We start from the raw sequence: 22,759 nt of genomic DNA on the forward strand, positions 1-22,759 counted from the left end.
CTTGACGCGGCTGACGTCCGAGGAAGATATACCGGTCTAGGCCAGTAAACAATTTGATCCGACAGAACAGCAGTCAGCGTCGTGCTGGTTGCTGCCGTTCGACGCGGCGACAGGTCAGGGGGTCGAGCGCATCTTCACCGACTGAGCGCCCGCTCCTGTCACCTGATCATCGCCTGCAGCGCTCACGTGCTGAAGAGTGCGTCACACCCCCGCGGATGACCAAGACCCTCAGCTTGCGTGCTGCTGAACGACGTTGAGCACGTTGCCATCGGGAGCACGGACGAAGAAGCGAGTCACGCCCCATGCCTCGGTTGTCAGGGGATGCACGATCTCGTACCCGCGCTCCTGTGCTTGGCGGTAGGCGGCTTCGACGTCGTCGACCATGACCGAGACGACGGGGTCCACGGGCGCGGTGGCATCGCTGGTCATCACCTGGAGCGTCACCCTGGATACCGGCGACGTGTGGCGCGCCACCCAGCCCAGGTTGAACTCCTCTTCGGCTAACCCGAGGTAGTCGCTGTAGAAGCTCCTGGAGGCGGGGAGGTCGGGTACGTGGAGGTCGGCGATGATCTGCGTGACGTGGATGCGCGACTGGTCGGCACTCCCAGCTGGGTCGATTTCGCCTGAGGTGTGCTCCGGCGCGGCTCCCAGGAGATGGATCCAACGCGGATGCTGCTGGCCGGACGAGCGCTCGAGTTCGCACACCAGCGGTTGCGGGCGGCTCGCCATTCGGCGCAGGCACTCCTCGACCTGGCCCCGGTCAGCGAACCCGTGCAATCGCTCGGTGCGGGTGCGCAGCTCACCCGGCGCCTGCGGGCCGCGGAGCAGCAGGACCGTAAGCAGCGCTCGCTCGTCGGGCTCGAGGGCGAGATGCTCGTCGAGGATCTGGTGGTACTTGAGTGTTCGGCGCCCGGTGTCGGACCACACGATCCGCAGCAGCCCGCGCTCCTTAAGCGACTTCGCGGTCCGCTGGACGATCTGCTGGTCCAGGTCGGTGACGGGGTCGCGGCTGCTCGTCTGGTTGCACGCCGACACCAGCGCCTTTGCCGAGAGCGGATAGGTGGCGGGCACGGTCGTCTGCTTCTCCAGCAGGCTGCCGAGGATGCGCTGGTCAGTCGCTTCGAGGACCGGGAGTTCTCTCACGTCACGACCCTAGATCTGCCTTGGCGAGATTGCGGATCGAAGAGCGTCTTTCGCCGCGAAACGCCCAGCACGCTGTCTCCGGTTCTGTCGAACACCGCGTCGGGGTTCTAGCCTGAACGCATGCTCGACCTCAGCGGGATCGACGTAGAGGAGGTTGCAACGGCGCTCGCGGGTCAGACTGACTACGCGTACCGATGGCCAGGTCCAGGTCGTGTCGGCGGATCGCGAGAACTTCGCCGATCCGTGCCGAGCATGACCCTCGACGATCTGCCCGAGCTGACCGTCCGGGTTCGGCCCCGACGTCCCCGCGGACACCTCCCACGCCTTGATCACTGCCCGGATCGCATTGACCTCGGTCGCGGTCAGCGCCGTCGAGGTCCGCTTCGGCTGTGGAGCCGGGAGACATGGTCGATCGGATTGCGCACCAACACTTCGTGCCTGACCGCCAGCGCGAACGACTGCAGAAGGTGGGCGAGCACTGCCGAGCAGACCCGAAAGCGACCGGAACCACGCACGTTGGTTTCGAGCTCGCTGCGCTCGCACCTCAACCAGCGGCGCAATGTGATGGGTAAACGATGGGATCGCATGGTTCCCCAAAGAAAAAAGTCCAGGTCAACCTGTGGCTGACCTGGACTTCCTTTGTAGCGGGGACAGGATTTGAACCTGTGACCTCTGGGTTATGAGCCCAGCGAGCTACCGAGCTGCTCCACCCCGCGTCGCCTGGATAGACCTTACGCGACCCGGTACCGCGATGCCAAATCCGTGCCGGCCCGCTGTGCCGACCGGCAGAACGGAGCCCTGCGATCGATGGTGCGAGCCCGCAGAGCCGGGCGCGGCCCCGTCACGCGGGGTGAATCCGACGGCCGGAGATGTTCGTCAGAGCCAGCCGAAGATAGAGCGGCCGCAGTCCCGAGGCCCAAGGCTCGGGAGTCTCCCCGACATCCATAGCGCGCAGCAGGCGAGGGGGGAGTTCCTCCGCGACGCCCGTCACCAGCACGCTCCACCCGGCCTGTTCGGAGGAGTCGAACGAGTCCACCTCGAAGGCGACGCCGCGGCCGGGGACATGGCGGGCGACCTCGTTGTCCTGGGACGTCCGAAACACGACGTGGTCGTTGTTCAGCACATAGTTGACCGGGACGATGCGCTGCTCATCCTCGGTGCTGAAGCCGATCCGTCCCACGGTGCCGGGCACGAGAAGGCGCCGGCACTCTGCGACCGGCAGGATCTCGACGGGACCGCCGCGAAAGGCGGGAGGCGACCACGCCGACGGGTCGTACTGACTGCTCATGGTGCGCTCCGTTCCGGACAGTGACTCCCGCCTCAACGCCATTATGGCTCAACCGCCGACTGTGAATCCTGCTGGAGCAGGCGCGAACGCGACCTCACGGTGGCCGGAAATGGCTCGCCCCCTACCGGAAGCGACCTGAGCGGAGCACAGTGGCGGGAGGAGGACCAAACTGAGCGCCGCCGGGCGAACGACGACGTGTCGTCGGGAACAGGCGTACGCATCGGTTCCACGAGAGGGAGATCTGCATGGCTGGATGGAAGCGAATCGTGGTCGGGGTGGACGGCTCTGACTGCAGTATCAGGGCCCTTCGATGGGCGGCCGACGTCGCGAAGGTGCACGGCGCTGAGCTCGTCGTCGTCATGGCCTGGAGAGACCCGCCCCAGGCGGCGCCGGCGTACGGGTCGATCCCCTGGGGGCTGAACGTGCACACGCAGGAGGTCGCCCGGGCTCGACTCGACGCCATCATGATGGGCGAGTTCGGTGAGCAGCCGAACCTTCCGGTCACCTCGAAGCTGATTGAGGGCAATCCGGCCAGGGTGCTGATCGATGCTTCCGACAGCGCAGATCTGCTGGTTGTCGGTACTCGCGGCATCGGCGGCTTCACCGGCCTGCTGCTGGGATCGGTGAGTCAGCAGGTCGCAGGTCACGCCGACTGCGCCGTCGCCGTCATCCGCTGAGCCGGATGCCGGCAGCGGTTGGTCAGCCCTCTTCGGGCAGCGGGCCCACGAGTCCTGCGGTGCTCAGGGCCGGCCGGTCGTCATCCGGGCGACGAGCCAGCCGAGCGCGCCGGCACCCAGGGCGACGAGCCAGGCCTGCGCTGGGATCGGCGCTGTGCCCAGCAACAACTGCAATGGCGGCACGAGGACGGCAGCCGCGAGCAGCAGCGCGGCTGCCGCGACCGTCCACGGCAGTGCCGGGTTGCCGTCCTGACGATGGGCGCGCCGGACTCCGGCGCCCAGAGCGACGCCGAGCTGGCCGGCCCCCACCGTGACGAGGATGGCCGACCGGGTTGCGGCGTCGTTGTCTGTGGCCAAGCCCCCGGCGACGAGGCTGACGCCGGCCAGCCCGATCGCGATCGCGATGATGCGCCAGCCCAGCCCACCACCCAAGACGCCTTCGGTGGCTTTGCGCGGGGAGCGGTCCATGGTGCCCGCCTCGGCCGGTTCGGCGGCGAGGGCAGTGCCGGCGAGTGAGTGCGTCAGCAGGTTGACCCAGAGAATCTGGGCCGGCAGCAGCGGTACGACGAGGCCGACGAAAGGCCCGCCCCACATGACGAGAACCTCCGCTGCACCGCCGGACAGCCCGTAGAGCAGGAAGCGACGGATATTCGCATAGACCCTGCGCCCTTCCTCGATCGCCGCGACGACGGTGTCCAGGTTGTCGTCGGCCAGCACGAGGTCTGCGGCCTGCCGAGCCACCTGCGTGCCGCGGTAGCCCATGGCCACGCCGATGTCCGCACGCCGGAGGGCGGGGCCGTCGTTGACGCCGTCGCCGGTCATGGCCACCACCTCACCTTGTTCCTGCCACAAGGAGATGGCCTCGAGCTTCTGCTCCGGCGTGGCGCGAGCCAGCACCTGCTGCGAAACGGCCTCGGCCATCGTGATGTCGGTCAGGGCCGACAGGTCGACCGCCTGGCCGTTCCCGATGCCGACATAGCTCGCGATCGACGATGCGGTGGCGGCATGGTCGCCGGTGATGAGGACCGGGCGGATCCCCGCCGTCTGGCAGTGGGCGATCGTGCGTTGCGCGCCCGCCCGGGGCGGGTCCAGCAGTGCCAGCAGACCCAGCAGCCGCGGTGCGGCGTGATCGGTGCTCTCGACGACGGCCAGTACGCGCTTGCCGGCCGCGGCCAGGGCCTGCGCCTGGTCCAGCGCCGCCAGCGCGTCCGGGCCGTCGATCAGCAGGCCGTGCCCCAACAGGGCCTCGGGTGCGCCTTTGGTGATCCGCAGCGTGCCACCGCCGGGTAGTCGGTGCTCAGTCGACATGGACTTCGAGATGCTGTCGAACGGGGTCTCGCCCACCCGCGGCAGGGCAGCCTCCACCGCGGAGCGCTCCACGCCGTGCTCGCGAGCTGCCAGCAGCAGGGCGACTTCGGTCGGATCGCCCATGTGGGCGTCGCCGCCGTCGACCGCGAGATGGGCGTCGTTGCACAGTGCGGCCGCCCGCAACAGCTCGACCGGCTCGATCCCGTCAGCACACACCAGGCTGTCGACAGTCATTCGCCCCTCGGTCAGGGTCCCCGTCTTGTCCGTCGCGAGCAAGGTGACCGAGCCGAGGGTCTCGACCGCTGCGAGGTTGCGGACGATCGCATGGCGCTGCGCCATCCGGCGGGCGGCGAGCGCCAAGCTGATGGTCACGACCACGGGCAACGACTCTGGTACGGCAGCCACTGCGAGGCTGATGGCGGTCAGCAGCATCAGCTCGAAGGGTTGACCCCGGAGCAGCCCCATGACGAGTACGCCCAGACAGAGGACGACGACAATGGTCGCGAGCGCCCGGGAGAGCTGCCCCATCCTGCGTTGCAGTGGTGTCGCGACGCGAGGCACCTCCAGCAGGCGGGAGATGCGGCCCAGGGTGCCTTCGTCGCCCGTCTGGGTCACGACGACCCGTCCCCGTCCGCGCACCACTGTCGTGCCGGCGAAGACCAGGCTCTGGCGTGACGAGTCCTCGGTGTCGACCGGGACTCGGTGATAGGCCGAGACGGACTTGTCGACCGGCACGGATTCACCGGTCAGCGCCGCCTCATTCACCCGCAGCCCTGCGGCCTCGACCACGAAACCGTCGGCCGGCACGACGTCGCCCTCGGCCAAGATCACCAGGTCGCGGGGGACCAGGCTCTCCGCGGAGACCAACTGCTCCTGCCCGTCGCGGACGACGCGGGCCATTGGCGTGGCCAGGTCCGACAGTGCGCTCACCGCCTTGTCTGCGCGCGCCTCCTGCCACACGGCGAGAGAGGTGTTGACCACCACGATCAGGCAGATCACCGCCGTGTTCGCCAGTTCGCCCGTGACGACCGTCAGCACAGCCGACACCAACAACACCAGGACCAGCGGCTCAGCCAGCGCCGCGACGATCCGCCGCGCCATGCTCCGTTGGCGACGGGACGTGACCGCGTTGGGTCCGTGCAGGGTCAGCAGCTCCCGCGCTTCGGCCGAGGTCAGCCCCGCGGTCGACGCTTCGGCGGACAGCATGCCGCGAGGCGGGCCGGGTTCCTCCCGGGCGGCCGCATTCGTGGCCCCGGAGCCGTCGCGGTCAGGAGACGGTTGGTCAGTCATCGTTCTCCCTGCGTGGTGGCTGCGATGCGCCGGCGCGACGTGAGCCGAGAATGACGCTCGGACGGTCGGTCGTGGGTGTTCGCCCCCGCAGGGGCGCAGCGGGCTCGCCGGAGATGACCGACATCCTCAACGCTCCCATCCACTACTGCTGGTCCTGACATCCTCCGCCGAATCCCGCGAATTAACCAGAGCGACACCAATTACGGATACGCAACAGAGTGGTCCGACCGGGTCGCACCTCGACCCGGTTGCCTGCTGTAGGCTCCGAATTGGAGTGACTAGAGATTTCGGTCACTCCCTCCGGGGGCCGTACCTGCTGGACTCGATCGCCGCACCCACCGCCCGAAAGGTCGTCCTATGCACGCAGCAGTCGTCACCTCGTTCTCCCAACCACTGGAGCTGATGGAACGCGATATTCCAGTGCCGGCGCCCGACCAGGTCCTGATTCGGATGGAGACCTGCGGCCTGTGCCACACAGACATTCACGCCGCCCACGGCGACTGGCCGGTGAAGCCGAGTCTGCCCTTCGTGCCGGGGCACGAGGGGGTCGGCATCATCGAGCAGGTCGGTTCGGATGTCCGCCAGCGCACGGTGGGAGAGCGGGTCGCCATTCCCTGGTTGGGATACGCCTGTGGGGAGTGCCGATATTGCGTCGACGGCCGCGAGACGCTGTGCGAGCAACAGCGAAACAGTGGCTACTCCGTCGACGGCGCCTTCACCGAATATGCCGTGGCACACGGGAAGTACGTTGTTGCGGTTCCCGACGGCATCTCGTCGGTCGATGCCTCGCCGCTGAGCTGTGCCGGGCTGACTGCGTACAAGGCGGTGAAAGTCGCCCATATCGTCCCGGCGGAGAAGGTGGGTGTCTTCGGGATCGGAGGGCTGGGTCACCTGACTGTGCAGTACGCCCGGTTGATGGGCGGAACCGTCGTCGCGGTCGACATCGAGCAGGCGAAGCTGGAGCTCGCCACCGAGCTCGGCGCCGAGCATCTGGTGAACGCGGCGTCGACGGACCCGGTGGCGGCGATCCGGGACCTGGGTGGGATCGACGTGGCTGTCGTGTTGGCAGCATCGCCGCGGGTCTTCGAGCAGGCGTTCTCCTCGCTGCGACCAGGTGGTCGGTTGATCTGCGTCGGTCTGCCGGCAGAGGCGACGATGACCGTTTCGATCTTCGAGACCGTTCTCAAGGGCATCTCGATCATCGGCTCGATCGTCGGTACGCGGCAGGACCTTCGGGAGGTCTTTGAGCTGCATGCTGCGGGAAAGACCCGGGTCATCGCCGAGACCCGACGCCTCGACGACGTGAACGACGCCATTGCTGAGGTGCTCTCCGGCCGGGTCCCAGCTCGCCTCGTGTTCGACTTCCAATCCGCCCGGGCCGGCTGACCGGTGCGCCCGCGAGTGCCGGCAGCCGATCCAGCACAGCCTGACCTTCGTGTGCCGGACTGCCCATGACCACGCCGCCGCCCGCCACCGACTCCGGCCAATCCCCGTCGGAACCGCATGCGCGAGGTATTGCCCAGCGACTCAACTGGCTTCGGGCCGGAGTCCTGGGTGCCAATGATGGCATCGTCTCGGTCGCCGCGGTGGTGGTCGGGGTCGCGGGGGTCACCACCGCCACCTCTCCGATCCTGACTGCCGGGGCCGCTGCTCTCGTCGGAGGTGCGATCTCCATGGCCCTCGGCGAGTATGTCTCGGTCAGCAGTCAAAGTGACAGCGAGCGCGCCCTGATCGAGAAGGAGCGGCGAGAGCTCACTGACGACCCGGAAGCCGAGCTCGCCGAGCTCGCCGGGATCTATCAGGCGAAGGGGTTGAGTCCGGCGACCGCCCGGCAGGTTGCCCTCGAGCTCACCGCTCACGACCCGCTGTCGGCCCACCTGTCCGCCGAGCTCAACCTCGACCTGGACGATGTGGTCAGCCCTTGGGCGGCAGCCCGCGCCTCAGCCCTCAGCTTCGTAACCGGGGCCGCCCTCCCACTGTTGGTGATCTTGTTGACTCCGACCTCGGCACGCGTCGCGGCCACCTTCGCCGCGGTCCTGGTGGCACTGGCCCTCACCGGCGCCCTCGGGGCCTACCTCGGTGGCAGCAGCAAACGCAAGGCCTCGCTGCGCGTTGTCATCGGTGGTGCCCTGGCGCTGGCGGCCACCTATGCGATCGGCAATCTGCTCGATGCCTCCGGCGTCGTCTGATTCCACCCGGCTCCAGGCGCCGGGTGGACCTCGTGCGAGCGGGTAGCAGTACACGCGGTCGTTGTGGTGCGTGGTGTCGGGTCAGGAGGCCCGGGAGCGCCAGGCCGACGCGATGATCACGGCCGCTACGACGGCGTGCAGCGAGATCAGGGCCAGGCTGGCAGTACGGCTGGTGGCGGCCCCCGTGCCGAGCATCGATCCGAGCGCGACGAGAGTGGCGATCACCGACCAGATCCGGATCGCGCGGCTGGTGAGGCGTTCCAGCACTCTCAAGGTCGCGAAACCGGCCAGCGCGACGATCAGGGCCACCACGACGACGTCGACCGGCCCGACGTGGCGCAGCCGTCCGCCCGTGTCGACCGTCAGCTCGACGCCGAGCGCATGCACGGAGAAGACCCACGTGATCAGCGCGCACAGGGCTGTGGCCAGGGTGGCAGCCAGGTCAGTCGTCCACCGGACGGCGGATCGACGGGTTGTGGAGGCAGCTGGTGCAGTGGTCATGGCATTCCTTCTGAGATCATCTGCTGAGGCGTTGGTCTGGTTCTGATGACGCTACGGAGAGCGCCGGACCGCGGGCAGAGGAACTTGTCCCGACAAGATCGGTACATTCCTCCTACGCCGCCGGCAGTCGAGGCGAGTACGTTGGCGCCATGCATGCCGGTGGCGTCGTCGCGCAGCGCAATGCGGCCGTCCTCATCTGGGTGCCGGTTCTGCTCGCCCAACCGGTTCTCGAGCGTCCCGGTGGTGCGGCGGGTGTGGTGGCACTGGTGGTGGCAGCCCTTGCGGCGGCCGGATGCGTGACCGCAGTCGTTGACAGCTGGCCGTTGCCGACCTCCCGGAGCACGCTCGCCTTCCTCGTACTCGCCGGCGCCGTCTTGTTGGCGTCGACCCGATGGCAGGGGTGGCCCACCGCCTGGCTACTCGTCGCTATGACTGCGGGCGTGGCGCTTCCGGCGCGCGTCGCTTTCGTGGCCGTGCCAGCCGCCGCGATCGCCGCGGGGTTTGGCGTGGACGTCGCCGCCACGTACGGATCGCGGCCGGGCCAGGCGTTCGTGGTGGCGTTGGCGGGAACCACGGCGGGGGTCCTCCATCGACTGCTGGTGACGACTGACACCCTGCGGCGTACGCGCCGTCAGCTCGCGATCGCCGCCGTGGCCCAGGAGCGGGAACGTGTCGCCCGTGACCTGCACGATGTCCTTGGCCACACGCTGTCGGTGATGGTGGTCAAGGCTGCGGCGGTGCGCCGGCTGGCCCACACGGATCCCGACGCTGCCGTGGATCACGCGACCGACATCGAACAGGTCGGCCGCTCCGCATTGAGTGAGGTCAGGAGAACCATCCAGGACGCCAACCGGCCCACCCTGGAGCAGGAGATCGTCAACGCCGGGGACGTGCTCGAGGCAGCAGGGATCGGGGCCGACCTTCCCACCCTGCCCAGTGGCTCGAGCGCCGCCGACGAGCCACTGGCCTGGGCACTGCGGGAGGGAGTCACCAATGTCCTTCGCCATTCCGGAGCTCAGCGCTGCTCGGTGGAGCTCACCGACGTCGGCGATACGTGTCGACTCACGATCACCGACGACGGGATCGGTGACCGGGCCGCCAGCGGTGGCCGCGGCGGGCTGGAGGGCCTCCAGAACCGGCTCGAACTGGCCGGGGGAGGTCTCGAGGCGGGCCCGACGGGCAGCGGATTCCGCCTCACCGCTTGGCTTCCGCAGGCGAGGGCACGTCCGTGATCCGGATCCTGCTGGCGGAGGACCAGACGATGATGCGAGGTGCCCTGGTGGTCCTGCTCGACCTCGAACCGGACTTTGAGGTCGTCGCCGAGGTCTCGAACGGCCTGGACATCCTGCCCGCGGCACTGCGCACCCGTCCCGACATCGCTCTGCTGGACATCCAGCTGCCGGGTCGCGGGGGACTGGAAGCCGCCGCTGAGCTCGTCGCCCGGCTGCCCGACTGCCGAGTCATCGTCGTCACCACGTTCGCCCGTCCCGGCTACGTCCAACGCGCGATGGCCGCGGGCGCCACGGGGTTCATCGCCAAGGACGGCCCGGTCGAGGAGCTCGCCGGAGCCATCCGAAGGGTCAACGCCGGCGCCGTGGTCATCGACCCGGAGCTGGCTCGCAGCGCTTTGCGTCACGCCCCCAACCCGCTGGCGCACCGCGAGCGAGAGGTCCTCGCCGCCGCGGAGGACGGCTCCACGATCGCCGATATCGCGGCGCGGCTCCACCTGTCCACAAGCACCGTGCGCAACTACCTGTCCAGCGCCATCGGCAAGACCGAGACCCGCAACCGGATCGAGGCCGCCCTGCACGCTCGGTCCCACGGGTGGCTCTGAGCCTCCATCAACACCGCCGTACGACAGTCCGGCTGCGCGTCCCGTCGCTGCCTGGGTTGTCTGTCTGCAACTGGTCCGGCGACCTGCTGCCCGGCCGGGCGGCCTCAACCTTGGGGCATCGGGTCGGTCAGGTAGTGGGCGATGACCGGGCGCAGAGGAAGCACTGCCGGCTAGAAAGCACTGCAGCCCAGAAAGCACTGCAGCCCAGAAAGCACGATGGCCCCCACAAGCTGTGGGGGCCAGGCTGCGAGAACTCGCATGATTGGTAGCGGGGACAGGATTTGAACCTGTGACCTCTGGGTTATGAGCCCAGCGAGCTACCGAGCTGCTCCACCCCGCGTCGACCTGGTCTAGGTTACGTCATCGCCCGCGCGGACGCGAACCGGACCGGCCCGCGGTCAGTCCATGTCGGGAATCAGGGCTCGAGCCTCCGCGTAGTCCAGTCCGGTGAGCTCGATCAGGTCGGTGATCATGCTGCGCAGCTGGGCCAGGATCACCACGGCCGAGATCGAGTCGCTCAGTTTCAGGTGCGAGCTCCGGGCCGCGATGTCGACCAGCCGGGATCGGGCTGCGGCGGGGAGCCGGCCGTCGAACAGCTCGCCGCTCATGAACCGGATCACCTCGGCCAGCTCACCCATCAGCACCAGGTAGGCCAGCGGCACCTCCTCGGCCCGGAACAGCGCCACCGCGCAACGCCTGGCGAGTACCCGCAGGTTCCGGCTGGCCCGGTCCAACGGGTCGGCGAGCTCGGCGTACGCCTGGACAGCGGGCAGCGATCGGCGGCGGAAGGGGGAGTGGCGGACCACGGCCAGTCCTTCGGCGACCGCAGCGTTCAGCTCTTCCAACCCCTTTTCGCCGGCCCGTGCCCGCGCCAGCACCTCGTCGGCGGCCGAGGCGTCTCGGGTACGGATCGCCCGTTCCGCCTCGCTCAGCGTGGCTGCGGTCTCGGCCAGCACCTGGGCCGCCAGCACGCGCGGCTTGCGCAACGGGGCACTGGGCGCCACCGTGGCCACCACCAGGGCGCAGCTGCAGCCGATCACGGCGTCGACCCAGCGGCTCAGCGCCGCGTCCGCCTGCGGCGCCAGGGCGACGATGATGGCGGACTGCACTCCGGACTGGATGATCATCAGCCGGCCGGCGTCGAGCAGCGTGGCCGCCGACATCGCAATGGCGACGACGCAGATCATCTGCCAGACGCCGCTGCCGAAGAAGGTGACGAAGAGGTCGCCGACCAGCACGCCGAGGGCGACCCCGATCGCGACCTCGACGCCGCGCCGCAGCCGGGAGCCGAAGGTGATGCCGAGACAGACGATGGCGGCGACCGGGGCGAAGAAGGGCTGGGAGTGGCCAAGCAGCTGCCGCGCGATCCACCAGGCCAGTGCGGCGGTCACCGCGCACTGGGCGATCAGGAAGGCCCGAGATCGCCACCGGGCGAAGCGGCGCTCGGCGGAGTCGCGCCCCCGTCGCGCGGTCCGTTCACTGAGGTCGAATGCTCGAAGCGTCATCTGCTGCAGCGGGTTCGCCGACCGGTCCATCGACCCATCATCGCGCCCCGGTTTCACTTCGCCGGCGGCATTGGGCAAACTGGGTAACCGTGAACTCACCGATCCGCGTCACCGTATGGGGCGAAAACCACCACGAGAACAGCGAGCGGGACCGCGAGGCTATGGCCGAGCGATACCCCGAGGGCATGCATGGCGCTATCGCGCGCGGCCTGCAAGAGGTCCTCGGCGATGCCGTCGAAGTACGGACCGCTACCCACCAAGAGCCCGAGCACGGGCTCACCGAGGAGGTGCTGGCCAACACCGACGTGCTCACCTGGTGGGGCCACATGGCCCACGACACCGTTGACGACGCCGTCGTCGACCGGGTGCACCAACGAGTGCTGGGCGGCATGGGCCTGCTGGCGCTGCACTCCGCGCACTTCTCCAAGATCTTCACCCGGCTGATGGCCACGTCCTGCTCGCTGGCCTGGCGCAACTCCGCCGACACCGAGCTGGTCTGGACCGTCTCGCCGTCGCACCCGATCGCGCAGGGCGTACCGCAGCCGATCGTCATCGACGAGCAGGAGATGTACGGGGAGTACTTCGACATCCCGCAGCCCGATGAGCTGGTCTTCTTGTCCACCTTCTCCGGTGGAGAGGTGTTCCGCTCCGGTTGCTGCTACCGCCGGGGCAAGGGCAAGGTGTTCTACTTCTCCCCGGGCGACCAGGACTATCCCGTCTATCACCACCCCGACATCAAGCGGGTGCTGGCGAACGCCGTGCAGTGGGCTGCCCCGGCCGCCAACGTCGACTTCGTCGCGCCGGCCGTGGTCAACCAGCCGGCCCCGTTCTTCACCGGCGGTGCGCTCGATCAGAACCGGTCCACCGGTACGTCGGCGGGAGACCCCCGTGTCTGAGCGCAAGCTGCGGGCCGGCGTCATCGGCGTCGGCTGGGCCGGTGAGCAGCACCTCAAGGGCTACCAGGCCAGCGAGGACGTCGAGATCGTCGCGATCGCCGGGATGGAGGCGGACCGGCTGGAGTCGCTGGGCGACGAGTACGGTGCCGACCTGCGCTACGCCGACTGGGAGCAGATGCTCCGTGAGGCCGAGCTGGACGTGGTCAGCGTGTGCACGCCCACCGCACTGCACGGCCCGATGGCCATCGCCGCCCTGAACGCCGGCATCCACGTGCTGTCGGAGAAGCCGATGGCTGAGAACGCGACGGTCGCGCAGGCCATGGTCGATGCGGCCAAGGCCAACGACCGGGTCCTCGACGTGCTGTTCAACCATCGCCGCGGCGGCCAGGTCAAGGCGCTCAAGGGCATCGTCGACTCCGGCGTCTTGGGCAAGATCTACTACGCCAAGGCGGGCTGGCTGCGCCGGGCCGGTATCCCCGGACTCGGCAGCTGGTTCACCAAGATGAAGACGGCCGGCGGCGGCCCGATGATGGACATCGGTGTGCACATGCTCGACATGGCCATGCACCTGCTGGACGAGCCGAAGGTCAAGACGGTCAGCGCCACCACGTACGCCGAGTTCGGCCCGCGCGGCATCGGCGGCGCCACCGGAGCAGCCGGGGCGAAGTCCGGCAGTGGTGGGGCCGTGGAGTTCGAGGTGGAGGACCTGTCGACGGCCTTCATGCGCCTGGACAGCGGCAGCACGCTGCTGCTGGAAACCAGCTGGGCGTCGTGGATCCCGCACGACCTGATCTACGTGAACCTCTACGGCTCCGACGGTGGCGCCACGCTCGAGCTCGGCGGCTCGCCCGCGACGTACACCAAGCTGGAGGTGTGGACCGAGGTGCAGGGCATCCCGGCCGAGCTGCAGCCGGTCATCCCGCCGAGTGGCGGGCACACCGAGGCCGTGCTGGACTTCGTCGCGATGGTGACCTCGGGCGACTTCGCCGCGCATCGCGGTGAGCAGGGCCTGTCTCGCTCGCTCGTCGTCGACGGTTGCTATGCGTCCGCCGCGAAGGGTGCCGAGATCACCCTCTGACGGGCGTCGGTCCGCCGGAAGGACCGTTCGGTCCATCCGGCGGACCACAACCGACACACCAGTCCCAAGAATTTCTTCCCCAGGACTGGCGTGTTGTGCTTGACGTGGTGCAGAGTGTGCCTCTCACCACGACTGAATGGACTGTCATGTCTTCCCCGAAGATTGCATCCATCCAGGCACGACACCGTTCGGGGCGGTTGTTCAGCGGCTTGGGTGTCTTGTTCTCCCTGCTCACCAGCTCAGTGCTCCTGGCACCACCGGCGGCGGCCGATTCCGTCGTGTCGCCGGCGAGTGGCTCCTTCGTCCTCAACGGCGCCGGCTACGGCCATGGCTGGGGCATGTCGCAGTACGGTGCCTACGGCGCAGCCAAGAAGGGCCTGACCTGGAAGCAGATCGTCGCCTTCTACTATCCGGGCACCAAGCTCAGCTCCCAGAAGGCCGGCACCATGATCAAGGTCTGGATCACCGCCGACAATGACAACGAGCTGCGGGTGCTGCCGGCCGCCGGGCTCAAGGTCACCGACTCCGCCGGGACAGCGCTGACCCTGCCCACCGGCACCAAATACACCAGCTGGCGGCTGAACCGCTCCGGCGAGAGCTTCCGACTTCAGCACCAAAGCGGCACCGGCAGCTGGAAGACGTACGCGACACCACTGAAGACGGGGACCTGGACCGTGTCCAGCACGGCCAAGACCGTGCGGATCGGGCTGCCCAGCGGATCGACTCGGACCTACCGCGGCACGGTGGCCCTGGTCAAGAGCGGCACCGGGGCCAAGACCGTCAACCGGCTCAGCATGGAGGACTATCTCCGTGGGGTGGTCCCCTCGGAGATGCCCACCTCCTGGCTGCCGGATGCCGTCCGCAGCCAGGCGGTCGCCGCCCGCACCTACGCCGCGCGGATCGCCGCGGCTGCGGGGTCGACCTACGACATCTGCGACACCACCGCGTGCCAGGTCTACAGCGGTACGTCCGTCGAGACCGCCAACGGTGACGCCGCGATCAAGGCCACCGCCGGGAAGATCCTCACCTCCGGCTCGACCATCGCCCTGACCCAGTTCTCCTCCTCCAACGGCGGTCACAGCGCCCGGGGCGACTTCTCCTACCTGACGGCCCGCACCGACCCGTACGACGCGGTCATGGCCTCCAACGCCTGGACCCGGACGCTGACGGCCAAGGCGGTGGCGGCGGCGTACCCCTCGGCCGGTACCGTCCGCCAGCTGCAGGTCAGCGCCCGCGACGGCGCCGGGCGCTGGGGCGGCCGGGTGACCACGATCAAGATCATCGGTAGTACGCGCACCGTGAGTGTCTCGGGGTCAGCGTTCCGGTCCGCCTTCGGGCTGCGCTCCAGCCTGTTCACTGTGACCGGTGCCCCCGCCGCCGCCCCCGCTGCCAAGCCGTTCGTCACCTTCCCGCACAGCTACGCCACGGGCTCGCGGGCCGATCTGCTCCTCATCTCGGCCGGCAAGCTGGTGCGCTACCCGGTCGCCTCCGCCGCCAAGCTGGGTGCCCCGCAGACCCTGGCCACCGGCTTCGGCGGCTACACCCACGTCGTCAATGCGGGCGACTGGAACGGCGACGGCCATCAAGACGTGATCGCCCGCACCTCAGGTGAGCGGCTGCTGCTGTTCCGCGGCTCGGCCAAGGGCCCGCTGTCCGCGGGCGTCGACATGGGGCTGCTCTCCAATCACACCGATGTGACGGCGGTGGGCGACTTCAACCGTGACAAGCATCCCGACCTGGTGGTGATCAACACCAGCGGCAACGCGTACTTGGTGTTCGGCAACGGCAAGACCGGCTTCACCCACTACACCCGCTTCGCGACCGGCTGGAAGCGCTACGACTGGCTGCGCGGGCCGGGGGACCTGACCGGTGATGGTCGCCCCGATCTCATCTCAAAGGTCGGTGACGCGCTCTATCTGGCCAAGGGAACCGCCACCGGTTTCGCCACCCCCGTGGTTCTCAGCACGTCGGGCTGGTCCTCGGTCGGCGGCATGACCACGGTCGGCGACTTCGACGGCGATGGCCGCGCGGACCTGGTCGCGCGCACGAAGCAGGGCGCGTTGCGGCTCTATCGCGGCAACGGCAAGGGCGGCTTGGCCGCCGCCACCTCGATCGCCGGTACCTACACCGGCATCAAGTTCAGCGTCTAGTGCTCCCTGCGCCCTAGGCTGACCGCGTGATCGACGGATTCCAGATCGGGCACCACACCGCCGACGAACCGGGCTGGCTCACGGGGACCACCGTGATCCTGGCTCCACCGCGCACCGTCGGCGGCGTGGCCGTGCGGGGCGGCGGCCCGGGCACCCGGGAGACCGACCTGCTGGACCCGACAGCGCTCATCGATGCCGTCGACGCCGTGGTGCTCACCGGCGGCAGCGCATACGGGCTGGCGGCGGCGGACGGGGTGATGACCGCGTTGGCGGAGCGGCAGCGCGGGTTCCGGGTCGGGCCGCAGCCGCATCAGGTGGTGCCGATCGTGCCGGCTGCGGTGATCTTCGATCTGGGCCGCGGTGGCGAGTTCGCCCACCGACCCACCGCCGAGTTCGGCCGGCTGGCCGTTGCCGCCGCGAGCAGCGACCGTCCCGCCCGTGGCTGCGTCGGCGCCGGTACCGGGGCGGTCTGCGGCGGCCTCAAGGCCGGCTTCGGCTGGGCCGAGGGCGCCACCCCCGACGGCACTCAGGTCGCGGTCGCCGTGGTGGTGAACGCCACCGGCTCGGCCGTGCACGCGGCCACCGGCTCGCTGCACGGAGCGCGGGACGCCCCGGCGCCGGCGGCGGCGCAACGCGAGGCTCTGCTGCGCGCGCGGGAAGCGGCGACCGCGTCCCTGGCCACCACCATCGGGGTAGTGATGACCGACGCCACCTTGACCAAGGCCCAAGCCACCAAGGTCAGCTCGGTGGCTCACGACGGCATGGCTCGGGCCCTGCAACCGCTGCACTCGATGCTGGACGGCGACTCGGTCTTCTGCCTCGCCTCCGGCACGCGGCCGGTGCCGGACGATCCGTGGGCCGCGGTGGCGACGTTCGATGCCCTGCTCTCCACCGCAGCCGACGCGTTCCGCGACGCGTGCGTGGATGCCATGCTCACCGCCAGCACGCGGGGACCGTGGCCCGGCTACGTCGATCTGGTCCCGCAGGCTCGCCGCCGGGACTGACACAGGGCCTCGCGGGAGTGAGACCGCAGCCACAAGGTGCGCCAGCCTTCCTACAATGGTGTCTGACTCCTGTCTGGTCGGGCGGGGGACTCTTCCGGACGAGGAACGATGAAGGCACTTCTGCTCGAGAACATCCATCCCGAGGCCGTACGGCTGCTGCGTGAGCGCGATATCGACGTCGAGACCGCCAAAGGCGCTCTGGACGAGGCTGAGCTGTCCGAGGCGCTGCGCGGTGTCGACCTGCTCGGGATCCGGTCCAAGACCAACGTCACCGCCGCGGCGCTGGCGGCGAACCCGCAGCTGCTGGCTGTCGGGGCCTTCTGCATCGGCACCAACCAGATCGACGTGTCCGCGGCCACCGCCAGCGGCACCGCGGTGTTCAACGCGCCGTTCTCCAACACGCGCAGCGTGGTGGAGCTGGTCGTGGCCGAGATCATCTCCCTGGCCCGGCACCTGACCGACAAGAACGCCCGGATGCACGCCGGCATCTGGGACAAGTCCGCCGCCGGCGCCCACGAGGTCCGCGGCCGTACCCTCGGCATCGTCGGCTACGGCAACATCGGCAGCCAGCTCTCGGTGGTCGCGGAGTCGCTCGGCATGCGGGTGATCTTCTACGACGTCGCCGACAAGCTCGCGCTCGGCAATGCCCGACGCTGCGACAGCCTGGATGAGCTGCTGGCCGAGGCGGAGACGGTGTCCCTGCACGTGGATGGCCGCGCCGGCAACGCCGGGCTCTTCGGCGCCGAGCAGTTCGCCAAGATGCGCCCGCGCAGCCTGTTCCTCAACCTGTGCCGAGGCATCGTGGTCGACCACGAGGCGCTGCGGGAGCACCTGGTCAGCGGCCATATCGCCGGTGCCGCGCTCGACGTGTTCGCCGAGGAGCCCAAGAAGACCGGCGACCCGTTCGTATCGAGCCTGCAGGGCCTGCCCAACGTCATCCTCACCCCGCACGTGGGCGGGTCGACCGAAGAGGCGCAGGAGGACATCGGCCGCTTCGTCGCCGGGAAGCTGCGCGATTTCGCCGGCGGTGGCACCACCACCATGTCGGTGAACATGCCGCAGGTCGCGATCGAGAGCGGGTCCAGCCGGAGCCGGGTGCTGCACATCCACCACAACGTGCCCGGGGTGCTGGCCACCGTGAACGGTGTGCTGGCCGACTACGGGGTCAACATCGAGGGCCAGGTGCTGTCCACCCGCGGGGACCTCGGCTATGTGGTCACCGATATCGCCGGCTCGATGTCGCCGGAGCTGCTGGACAAGCTGCGGGGGCTGTCGGAGACGGTACGGCTGCGCGTCCTCGGCTGACGGCGAGCCTTGCCGCCCCGGCGGCGCGGTGCTGACCGATCACCCGGTGGCGGGGTCGCTCCTGATCACCCGGGGCGACTCCGTCGCCTCCTGATCACCCGGGGCGACTAAAACGTCGCCTTCGGACTCACGGTGGCGGCCGCCCTGCGGACGGTGGCCAGCGTCCACGGTGGGCAGGCGGGTTCGCGCTCCAGCTCGGCCGCGGTCCACCAGCCGATCGCGGCCAGCTCGTCGGGAACGCGCAGCTCCGGCTCGGCGCCGGCCGGCAGCTCGGCGACGAAGGTGACGTTGACCACCCGAGCTCCGGCATCGGAGACGAAGTGCACGCTCTCCAGATAGTGCAGCGCAGCCCCGGTCAGGTCCACCCCGACCTCCTCCCACGCCTCCCGCCGTACCGCCGACTCCAGCACGTCGTCGGCCGGGTCGGTCGGCTCGACGTGACCACCGATCAGCCCGACCGTGCCCGGGGCATGGGCGACGTTCGGCCCGCGGACGGTGAGCAGCCAGGCCGGCCCGCGGTGCAGCGCGACGCAGACGTTGACGAGGAAGGGGACCCGCACCGCGGCGACGGGCCCAGGATCAGGGTTCACCGCGTGGGCCGGGGCTCCGGCTCGGGTGGGGTGGCGCGGCGACCGAGAGCCAGACCGATGGCGGTGGCCAGCCCCACGGCCACGAGGACGCCGGGGGCGTAGCGACGAAGCATCACCACCACGGTGGAACCCGTCAGGTCGAGATGACCGTTGGCCCCGGCGCTCGGTGGGGTGTAGCGCAGCCCGGGTGCCGACGGGATCGACTCGCCCTCCCCGAGCCCAGCGGCGAACCGCGGGCTGACGCAGCTGACGAACTGGTCCATCAGCCGGTCGCTGACCTCCTGGACGACCTCCTGGCCGAACTGGGCAGGTTTGCCGCTCATCGACACGTCACTCTCCAGCGTGACGTCGGTGTCCACCCCGTTGTCGTGCAGTCGTACGACCACCGTGGTGCTGGCGGTGCCGTTGCCACGGCGGTCCTTGGCCTGGGCCTCCAGCACGATCCGGCGACGGCCGACCTGTCGCTCCAGGAACCGGCCACTGCCCTCGTAGGCCATGGTGACGGGGCCGAACTTCACCTTGACGGTGCCGGTAAAGGTGTCGCCGTCGATCGACTCCACGACCGCACCGGGGAAGCACGGCGCGAGCAGATCGAGGCGGTTGAAGACGGTCCAGACCGCGTCGATCGGAGCCGGGACACTGAAGCGATGGGTCAGATCCATGCCTCATTGTGGCGCAGTGTCGCCCGACGTCGAGCGGCGCCCACCCCTGCCGCCGTCCCGAGAACAGCCGGGGCCGGCACTCTCGGGGGCAGCGCTGCGCAGGTCCGACTAGATGCTCAGTCCCGCGGAGCGGCGTCTGCAGCCGTGATCGGGACCTGGTCGGCCTCGTCGTCCGCAGCGGCGAACCGGTCGAGCAGGGCGGCGTGCAGTCGGCCGTTGCTCGCGAACGCTCCCTCGCCCCGCGGGCCGGGAACGCCGGCGACGTCGGTGAACTGGCCCCCGGCCTCGGTGACGACGATGGAGCAGGCCGCCATGTCGTGCAGGGCGAGCTCCGGTTCGCAGGCGAGGTCGACCGCGCCCTCGGCCAGCAGCATGTAGGACCAGAAGTCGCCGTACGCCCGGGTCCGCCAGCATTCGCGCAGCAGGTCGACGAACTCCTGGCCGTAGCCGGACTCGACCCAGCTGCTCACCGAGGAATAGCTGAGCGAGGCGTCGTCGATCCGGGAGACGTCGGAGACGTGGCACGGTGAGGCCGACATCAACGACTTGCCGCTGTAGGCGCCACCGCCGAGGCTGGCCCACCACCGGCGACCCAGGGCGGGGGCGCTGACCACCCCGACCACCACCTCGTCGTTGATCATCAGCGCGATCAGGGTGGCCCAGACCGGGACGCCGCGGACGAAGTTCTTGGTGCCGTCGATCGGGTCGATCACCCAGCGTCGCGGACCCCACCCGGTGTCGGCCATCTCCTCGCCGTGGACCGCGTCGCGGGGACGGGCCCGTCCGAGCGTACGCCGCAGTGCCTCCTCGACCGCCGTGTCGGCGTCGGTCACCGGCGTCAGGTCCGGCTTGGCCGTGACGTGCAGGTCGAGCGCCTTGAACCGGCTCATGGTGATGGAGTCGGCGTCGTCGGCAAGCAGATGGGCCAGGCGGAGGTCGTCGGTGAGTCCGCGGTAGGCCGCGGACTGGGGAGCATCAGGCATGCCGCTTACGCTACTGGTGCGAGCTGATCATGCGCCGAAACGACTCCAGCCGGACGGCAGAAAGTTCGCCCCGGGCCACCGCCTCGTCCAGCGCGCACTGCACGGCCCCGGTCTGGTGGGTGCAGCCCCGTGGACAGTCGTTGCTGAAGGCCGCCAGGTCACCGAAGGCGGCGATGATCCGATCCGGGGTGACATGGCTGAGCCCGAAGGAACGTACGCCGGGAGTGTCGATCACCCAGCCGGCATCGTCGGGCAGCCGGAGCGCGATGGCGGAGGTGGAGGTGTGCCGACCGCGACCGGTGACCTCGTTGACCACCCCGATCGCCCGGTCGACGCCGGGGATCAAGGCATTGACCAGGGTCGACTTGCCCACCCCGGAGTGGCCGACGAAGACGCTGCGGTGGCCCTGCAGGAAGGACCGCAGGTCGCTGAGGTCGCTGCCGGGCTGGACGGTGGTGACCCGGACCCCCAGCGGTTCGTACGCTGCGACCAGCTCATCGGGGGAGGCGAGATCGGCCTTGGTCAGACAGAGCAGTGGGGTCAGGCCGGCCTCGAACCCGGCCACCAGGATCCGGTCGATCATGCCGGTCCGCGGCGGCGGGTCGGCGAGTGCGGTGACGATCACCAGCTGGTCGGCGTTGGCCACGATCGGCCGCTCGAACGGGTCGTCGTCATCGGCGGTGCGGCGGAGCACGGTATCCCGCTCGGTCACCTCGACGATCCGGGCCAGGGTGCCCTCCTCGCCGGAGGTGTCGCCGACGATCCGTACCCGGTCGCCGACGATGACCCCCTTGCGGCCGAGCTGGCGAGCCTTGGTGGCACTGACGTCGCGGCCGTCGACCAGACAGCGATAGCGACCGCGGTCGACGGTGATGACCATGCCGATCTCGGCCTGAGAGTAGTCCGGGCGGTCCTTGGTGCGGGGCTTGGTCCGACGACGCGGTCGGTCATAGCCCTCGTGCTCGTCGGTGCGCAGGTCGCGGGAGGTCACGAAGGCGTCTCCGTGGACTGCTCGAGCGCGATCTCGGCCTCGGAGGCGGCCGCGGAGTCGTTCAGCATCTGTGACCACAGCACCGCGAACTCGGGCATCGTCTTGCTGGTGCAGCCGATGTCGTCCAGCTCGACGTCTTCGACGACCAGGCCCAGCAGGGCGCCGGCCTGGGCCATCCGGTGATCGGCGTAGGTGCGCCAGAGGTTGCCGCCGAGCAGCCGGGGATGGATGGTGAGCCCGTCCTGGGTCTGGCTGACGTGCGCGCCGAGACCGTCGAGGTCGGCCTCGAGCGCGGCAAGCCGGTCAGTCTCGTGTCCGCGGATGTGAGCGACGCCGCGGAGGTGGCTGGTGCCGTCACCCAGCGCGGCCACGGCTGCGAGCACCGGGGTGAGCTCGCTGACCTCGCTCAGATCCAGGTCGACGGCGTGGATCTGGTCGGTGCCTCGAACGGTCAGCCCGCGCTGGTCGAGCTCCACCTCGGCACCGAACCGCTGCAGCAGCTCGCGCAGCTGGTCACCTGGCTGGTGGGTGTGGCTGGGCCAGCCGGCCACCGTCACGCGTCCACCGGTGATGGCGGCGGCGGCGAGGAACGGCGCTGCATTGGACAGGTCGGGTTCGATCACCACGTCGCGGGCCGCGATGGGACCGGGGGAGACCACCCAGCGGTCGGGCTCGGAGTCGTCCACCGTCACGCCACGGTCGCGGAGCATCGCCACGGTCATCGCGATGTGCGGCAGCGAGGGGATCTGCTTGCCGTCGTGGCGGATATCGACGCCGCCTGCGTATCGGGCGCCGGCCAGCAACAGGGCGGAGATGAACTGGCTCGAGGTGGAGGCGTCCACCGTCACCACGCCACCGGGCAGGTCGGGGCGGCCGGTGATGGTGAACGGCAGGGACAGCTGGGGAGCCTCGACCGAGGCACCGAGCGCGGCCAGGGCCTGGAGGATGACGCCCATCGGCCGGGCGTACGCCTGCTCGTCGGCGTCGAAACCCACTGGGCCGTCGGCCAGGGCCGCCAACGGTGGCACGAAGCGCATCACCGTACCGGCCAGGCCGCAGTCGATCGTGCCCCCGGCGGCGAACTGTGCGGGTGGCTCGACGTGCCACGAGTCACCGGACTCGGTGATCACCACCCCGAGGGTACGCAGCGCTGCTCGCATCAGCTCGGTGTCGCGGGCTTCGAGCCCGCCGGTGATGGTGGACGGGCCGTCCGCTAGCGCCGCCAGCACCAGGGCACGGTTGGTCTCCGACTTGGAGCCGGGGATGCGAACCGTCGCTTCGATCGGGAAGTCGGCGAGGGGTGCTCGCCAGGGCTGCAGAGGTGTCGACACGCGCAGGAGTCTAACTTGCCGCGCTGCGGACCGG

20 protein-coding genes and 2 tRNA genes are annotated in these 22,759 nt (G+C 69.4%); 10 read left to right on the forward strand and 12 right to left on the reverse strand.

Annotation, left to right across the window (positions count from 1 at the left end; translation table 11 throughout):
- Nucleotides 1–228: 228 nt before the first annotated feature.
- The 3 genes from AC1XX3_RS12230 to AC1XX3_RS12240 all read right to left on the reverse strand — a co-directional run bounded on the left by AC1XX3_RS12230 (nucleotide 229) and on the right by AC1XX3_RS12240 (nucleotide 2,431).
- On the reverse strand, nucleotides 229–1,143 hold the full coding sequence (locus tag AC1XX3_RS12230) for a DUF480 domain-containing protein (protein WP_483321423.1): 915 nt from the start codon (nucleotides 1,141–1,143) through the stop codon (nucleotides 229–231).
- A gap of 642 nt (nucleotides 1,144–1,785) precedes the next feature.
- Nucleotides 1,786–1,859 (reverse strand) — tRNA-Met (locus AC1XX3_RS12235).
- Between the two features lie 125 nt (nucleotides 1,860–1,984).
- On the reverse strand, nucleotides 1,985–2,431 hold the full coding sequence (locus AC1XX3_RS12240) for a pyridoxamine 5'-phosphate oxidase family protein (protein ID WP_483321424.1): 447 nt from the start codon (nucleotides 2,429–2,431) through the stop codon (nucleotides 1,985–1,987).
- 245 nt (nucleotides 2,432–2,676) lie between these two features.
- Between AC1XX3_RS12240 and AC1XX3_RS12245 the strand changes: the two genes are divergently transcribed.
- Entirely contained in the window at nucleotides 2,677–3,108 is a 432-nt protein-coding gene (locus tag AC1XX3_RS12245) for a universal stress protein (protein WP_483321425.1), read from the forward strand.
- Between the two features lie 63 nt (nucleotides 3,109–3,171).
- Here the strand turns inward: AC1XX3_RS12245 and AC1XX3_RS12250 are convergent, their stop codons facing one another.
- Nucleotides 3,172–5,706, reverse strand: coding sequence for a cation-translocating P-type ATPase (locus AC1XX3_RS12250; protein ID WP_483321426.1), 2,535 nt, complete (start codon nucleotides 5,704–5,706; stop codon nucleotides 3,172–3,174).
- A gap of 357 nt (nucleotides 5,707–6,063) precedes the next feature.
- Here AC1XX3_RS12250 and adhP point away from each other — a divergent pair, with 357 nt between their 5' ends.
- On the forward strand, nucleotides 6,064–7,092 hold the full coding sequence (adhP, locus tag AC1XX3_RS12255; RefSeq protein WP_483321427.1) for an alcohol dehydrogenase AdhP: 1,029 nt from the start codon (nucleotides 6,064–6,066) through the stop codon (nucleotides 7,090–7,092).
- A gap of 65 nt (nucleotides 7,093–7,157) precedes the next feature.
- Entirely contained in the window at nucleotides 7,158–7,895 is a 738-nt protein-coding gene (locus tag AC1XX3_RS12260; protein ID WP_483321428.1) for a VIT1/CCC1 transporter family protein, read from the forward strand.
- An 81-nt stretch (nucleotides 7,896–7,976) separates the two neighbouring features.
- Here the strand turns inward: AC1XX3_RS12260 and AC1XX3_RS12265 are convergent, their stop codons facing one another.
- A complete protein-coding gene (locus AC1XX3_RS12265) occupies nucleotides 7,977–8,396 on the reverse strand; it encodes a DUF6069 family protein (RefSeq protein WP_483321429.1) in 420 nt (139 codons plus the stop codon).
- Nucleotides 8,397–8,545: 149 nt separating this feature from the next.
- On the opposite strand from AC1XX3_RS12265, the gene AC1XX3_RS12270 reads away from it, so the two are divergent.
- A complete protein-coding gene (locus AC1XX3_RS12270; RefSeq protein WP_483321430.1) occupies nucleotides 8,546–9,628 on the forward strand; it encodes a sensor histidine kinase in 1,083 nt (360 codons plus the stop codon).
- A complete protein-coding gene (locus tag AC1XX3_RS12275) occupies nucleotides 9,625–10,230 on the forward strand; it encodes a response regulator transcription factor (RefSeq protein WP_483321431.1) in 606 nt (201 codons plus the stop codon). Before AC1XX3_RS12270 ends, AC1XX3_RS12275 begins: the two co-directional genes overlap by 4 nt.
- 263 nt (nucleotides 10,231–10,493) lie before the next feature.
- Here the strand turns inward: AC1XX3_RS12275 and AC1XX3_RS12280 are convergent.
- Together AC1XX3_RS12280 and AC1XX3_RS12285 are read right to left on the reverse strand one after the other, a co-directional pair.
- Nucleotides 10,494–10,570 (reverse strand) — tRNA-Met (locus tag AC1XX3_RS12280).
- Nucleotides 10,571–10,628: 58 nt separating this feature from the next.
- Nucleotides 10,629–11,765 carry an FUSC family protein gene (locus tag AC1XX3_RS12285; RefSeq protein WP_483321432.1) on the reverse strand — a complete coding sequence of 379 codons (1,137 nt, stop codon included), beginning with the start codon at nucleotides 11,763–11,765 and terminating at the stop codon, nucleotides 10,629–10,631.
- A gap of 59 nt (nucleotides 11,766–11,824) precedes the next feature.
- Here AC1XX3_RS12285 and AC1XX3_RS12290 point away from each other — a divergent pair, with 59 nt between their 5' ends.
- The 5 genes from AC1XX3_RS12290 to serA all read left to right on the forward strand — a co-directional run bounded on the left by AC1XX3_RS12290 (nucleotide 11,825) and on the right by serA (nucleotide 18,168).
- On the forward strand, nucleotides 11,825–12,631 hold the full coding sequence (locus AC1XX3_RS12290; RefSeq protein WP_483321433.1) for a ThuA domain-containing protein: 807 nt from the start codon (nucleotides 11,825–11,827) through the stop codon (nucleotides 12,629–12,631).
- Nucleotides 12,624–13,709, forward strand: coding sequence for a Gfo/Idh/MocA family protein (locus AC1XX3_RS12295; protein WP_483321434.1), 1,086 nt, complete (start codon nucleotides 12,624–12,626; stop codon nucleotides 13,707–13,709). Before AC1XX3_RS12290 ends, AC1XX3_RS12295 begins: the two co-directional genes overlap by 8 nt.
- A 146-nt stretch (nucleotides 13,710–13,855) precedes the next feature.
- Nucleotides 13,856–15,859 carry a SpoIID/LytB domain-containing protein gene (locus AC1XX3_RS12300; protein WP_483321435.1) on the forward strand — a complete coding sequence of 668 codons (2,004 nt, stop codon included), beginning with the start codon at nucleotides 13,856–13,858 and terminating at the stop codon, nucleotides 15,857–15,859.
- 26 nt (nucleotides 15,860–15,885) lie between these two features.
- Nucleotides 15,886–16,863, forward strand: a complete 978-nt coding sequence (locus tag AC1XX3_RS12305; RefSeq protein ID WP_483321436.1) for a P1 family peptidase — start codon at nucleotides 15,886–15,888, stop codon at nucleotides 16,861–16,863.
- 108 nt (nucleotides 16,864–16,971) lie between these two features.
- Nucleotides 16,972–18,168, forward strand: coding sequence for a phosphoglycerate dehydrogenase (gene serA / locus AC1XX3_RS12310; RefSeq protein WP_483321437.1), 1,197 nt, complete (start codon nucleotides 16,972–16,974; stop codon nucleotides 18,166–18,168).
- Nucleotides 18,169–18,275: 107 nt separating this feature from the next.
- Here the strand turns inward: serA and AC1XX3_RS12315 are convergent, their stop codons facing one another.
- The 5 genes from AC1XX3_RS12315 to aroA all read right to left on the reverse strand — a co-directional run bounded on the left by AC1XX3_RS12315 (nucleotide 18,276) and on the right by aroA (nucleotide 22,725).
- Nucleotides 18,276–18,758, reverse strand: a complete 483-nt coding sequence (locus AC1XX3_RS12315; protein ID WP_483321438.1) for an NUDIX hydrolase — start codon at nucleotides 18,756–18,758, stop codon at nucleotides 18,276–18,278.
- Nucleotides 18,755–19,420 (reverse strand): SRPBCC family protein, encoded by a 666-nt coding sequence (locus tag AC1XX3_RS12320; protein WP_483321439.1) that lies wholly within the window; start codon nucleotides 19,418–19,420, stop codon nucleotides 18,755–18,757. Before AC1XX3_RS12320 ends, AC1XX3_RS12315 begins: the two co-directional genes overlap by 4 nt.
- Before the next feature lie 116 nt (nucleotides 19,421–19,536).
- Nucleotides 19,537–20,403, reverse strand: a complete 867-nt coding sequence (locus AC1XX3_RS12325) for an inositol monophosphatase family protein (protein ID WP_483321440.1) — start codon at nucleotides 20,401–20,403, stop codon at nucleotides 19,537–19,539.
- 10 nt (nucleotides 20,404–20,413) lie between these two features.
- Nucleotides 20,414–21,394 (reverse strand): ribosome small subunit-dependent GTPase A, encoded by a 981-nt coding sequence (rsgA, locus tag AC1XX3_RS12330; RefSeq protein ID WP_483321441.1) that lies wholly within the window; start codon nucleotides 21,392–21,394, stop codon nucleotides 20,414–20,416.
- Entirely contained in the window at nucleotides 21,391–22,725 is a 1,335-nt protein-coding gene (gene aroA / locus AC1XX3_RS12335) for a 3-phosphoshikimate 1-carboxyvinyltransferase (protein ID WP_483321442.1), read from the reverse strand. The genes rsgA and aroA overlap by 4 nt, the downstream gene beginning before the upstream one ends.
- Between the last annotated feature and the right edge of the window lie 34 nt (nucleotides 22,726–22,759).

The sequence above is a fragment of the Microlunatus sp. M237 genome, from assembly GCF_056896895.1.

Coding starts and splice junctions, on each gene's coding strand:
- AC1XX3_RS12270 (WP_483321430.1), top strand. CDS start 8,546: ATGCATGCCGGTGGCGTCGTCGCGCAGCGCAATGCGGCCGTCCTCATC.
- serA (WP_483321437.1), top strand. CDS start 16,972: ATGAAGGCACTTCTGCTCGAGAACATCCATCCCGAGGCCGTACGGCTG.
- AC1XX3_RS12265 (WP_483321429.1), bottom strand. CDS start 8,396: ATGACCACTGCACCAGCTGCCTCCACAACCCGTCGATCCGCCGTCCGG.
- AC1XX3_RS12320 (WP_483321439.1), bottom strand. CDS start 19,420: ATGGATCTGACCCATCGCTTCAGTGTCCCGGCTCCGATCGACGCGGTC.
- AC1XX3_RS12250 (WP_483321426.1), bottom strand. CDS start 5,706: ATGACTGACCAACCGTCTCCTGACCGCGACGGCTCCGGGGCCACGAAT.
- AC1XX3_RS12260 (WP_483321428.1), top strand. CDS start 7,158: ATGACCACGCCGCCGCCCGCCACCGACTCCGGCCAATCCCCGTCGGAA.
- AC1XX3_RS12325 (WP_483321440.1), bottom strand. CDS start 20,403: ATGCCTGATGCTCCCCAGTCCGCGGCCTACCGCGGACTCACCGACGAC.
- AC1XX3_RS12245 (WP_483321425.1), top strand. CDS start 2,677: ATGGCTGGATGGAAGCGAATCGTGGTCGGGGTGGACGGCTCTGACTGC.
- AC1XX3_RS12300 (WP_483321435.1), top strand. CDS start 13,856: ATGTCTTCCCCGAAGATTGCATCCATCCAGGCACGACACCGTTCGGGG.
- AC1XX3_RS12285 (WP_483321432.1), bottom strand. CDS start 11,765: ATGGACCGGTCGGCGAACCCGCTGCAGCAGATGACGCTTCGAGCATTC.
- adhP (WP_483321427.1), top strand. CDS start 6,064: ATGCACGCAGCAGTCGTCACCTCGTTCTCCCAACCACTGGAGCTGATG.
- AC1XX3_RS12240 (WP_483321424.1), bottom strand. CDS start 2,431: ATGAGCAGTCAGTACGACCCGTCGGCGTGGTCGCCTCCCGCCTTTCGC.